Annotated in this window: 3 protein-coding genes; all 3 read right to left on the reverse strand. The window is 43.3% G+C overall.

The window, feature by feature from the left end:
• Nucleotides 1–85: 85 nt before the first annotated feature.
• The 3 genes from VXK47_RS18805 to VXK47_RS18815 all read right to left on the reverse strand — a co-directional run bounded on the left by VXK47_RS18805 (nucleotide 86) and on the right by VXK47_RS18815 (nucleotide 1,152).
• Nucleotides 86–421 (reverse strand): type II toxin-antitoxin system PemK/MazF family toxin, encoded by a 336-nt coding sequence (locus tag VXK47_RS18805; protein WP_435550323.1) that lies wholly within the window; start codon nucleotides 419–421, stop codon nucleotides 86–88.
• On the reverse strand, nucleotides 422–670 hold the full coding sequence (locus VXK47_RS18810) for an AbrB/MazE/SpoVT family DNA-binding domain-containing protein (RefSeq protein WP_435550324.1): 249 nt from the start codon (nucleotides 668–670) through the stop codon (nucleotides 422–424). It lies immediately after the preceding gene.
• 149 nt (nucleotides 671–819) lie between these two features.
• On the reverse strand, nucleotides 820–1,152 hold the full coding sequence (locus VXK47_RS18815) for a hypothetical protein (protein WP_435550325.1): 333 nt from the start codon (nucleotides 1,150–1,152) through the stop codon (nucleotides 820–822).
• Nucleotides 1,153–1,304: the final 152 nt, after the last annotated feature.

The following is a 1,304-nucleotide window of genomic DNA, read 5'->3' on the forward strand; positions in this document are numbered from 1 at the left end:
AACGACGGAAATAACCCACGCCGCCGCCGGCCAAGGATAAAAAACGTAACTTACTCGGCGTTGGGTTAATTGATTTGTTGGCCCTTTAGTAAATGCAAGCATCAAGTATTGAAAGCACCTCTGCAAGCAATTCCTGACCACCGTGTTCAATCCGGTTTGCACGGCGAGTTTGGAAATCGACCGATTTAACTTGCTCAACCATTATGTAACCAGTCAAATCGCTGCCCTTTGGAATAGGGACATGAAAAGGAAAGTTACGTTTGGTGTTTGTGATTGGGCAAACAATAGCCAAGCCTGTGCTTCGGTTGAAGAGGTCTTTACTAACGACAAAGGCAGGTCTCCGCCCTTTCTGTTCATGGCCGGATTGGGGATCAAAAGTGATCGCGATGATGTCCCCTTGTTTAGGGATATACGCAGGCATTTACCATTCCTCCTTGCCAACCGGTTCTCCCCATTCAATTTCGCTGATTTCGTAGTTTTCAGGAATACGTGCAACGAGTTCCTTAAGGGCATAACGTCCACGTATCTTTCTCGCTCGTTTGATGATCACAATTCCTTCTTTAACGCTAATATCCACATCATCTCCGACACAAAGATTTGCATCTTCGAGCAGATTTCTTGCAAGACGGAGCCCCTGACTATTTCCCCATTTTTGAATTTTCGTAAGCATTTTAACACCTCCATATGGATAGCCTAAGTATAGCCGTATTTGATCTGGAGGTCAAGAATTATTTTTAGGGCCAACGACGGAAATAACCCACGCCGCCGCCGTTAATGGATTTAAAAAGGTACTTACTCGGCGTTGGGTTCATTGATTTGTTATGGAGTTTTTATGTATGTCATAGCGGCAATAATAATCGCCACAGTAGCAATAATAGCGGCCCACATAGCCCACCGTGCTTGTTTAGAAGCTGAATCACTTGCTAAACGAGCAAACTCTTTAGCTTCGGATGCAATAGCATTAGCCTCTTTAACTATAGAGAGAGTTTCTTCTTCACGGGCATCACGTTTGAAGGCCGATTTATGTTCCAGCCATTCGGTTGCCCAACGTTTTTGTTCTATCGACCATCTTCCAGAAAAAAGTTTAGAAGATATTTCGTCATCGGTTAAAGACTCTAATGTTTTAACAAAGGATTCTTGCTTTGATATCATTGATTAATTACCATAACACAAAGTTCACCGGCCGGGAACACAAACCGGCTGTGTTTTAACCACGTTTAACTCAACCAAGGTTATTTGGAAAAAAGGCGCGGGTTCCCGGTCGAGTGTGTAACGCTTTGTTATCTTTTATGCAATCTTATTTA

Source organism: Desulfobacterium sp. N47, assembly GCF_051233685.1.
GTDB lineage: Bacteria > Desulfobacterota > Desulfobacteria > Desulfobacterales > RPRI01 > RPRI01.

Excerpts from the sequence above, each read along its gene's own strand:
- VXK47_RS18805 (WP_435550323.1), bottom strand. The coding sequence starts at position 421 with ATGCCTGCGTATATCCCTAAACAAGGGGACATCATCGCGATCACTTTT.
- VXK47_RS18810 (WP_435550324.1), bottom strand. The coding sequence starts at position 670 with ATGCTTACGAAAATTCAAAAATGGGGAAATAGTCAGGGGCTCCGTCTT.
- VXK47_RS18815 (WP_435550325.1), bottom strand. The coding sequence starts at position 1,152 with ATGATATCAAAGCAAGAATCCTTTGTTAAAACATTAGAGTCTTTAACC.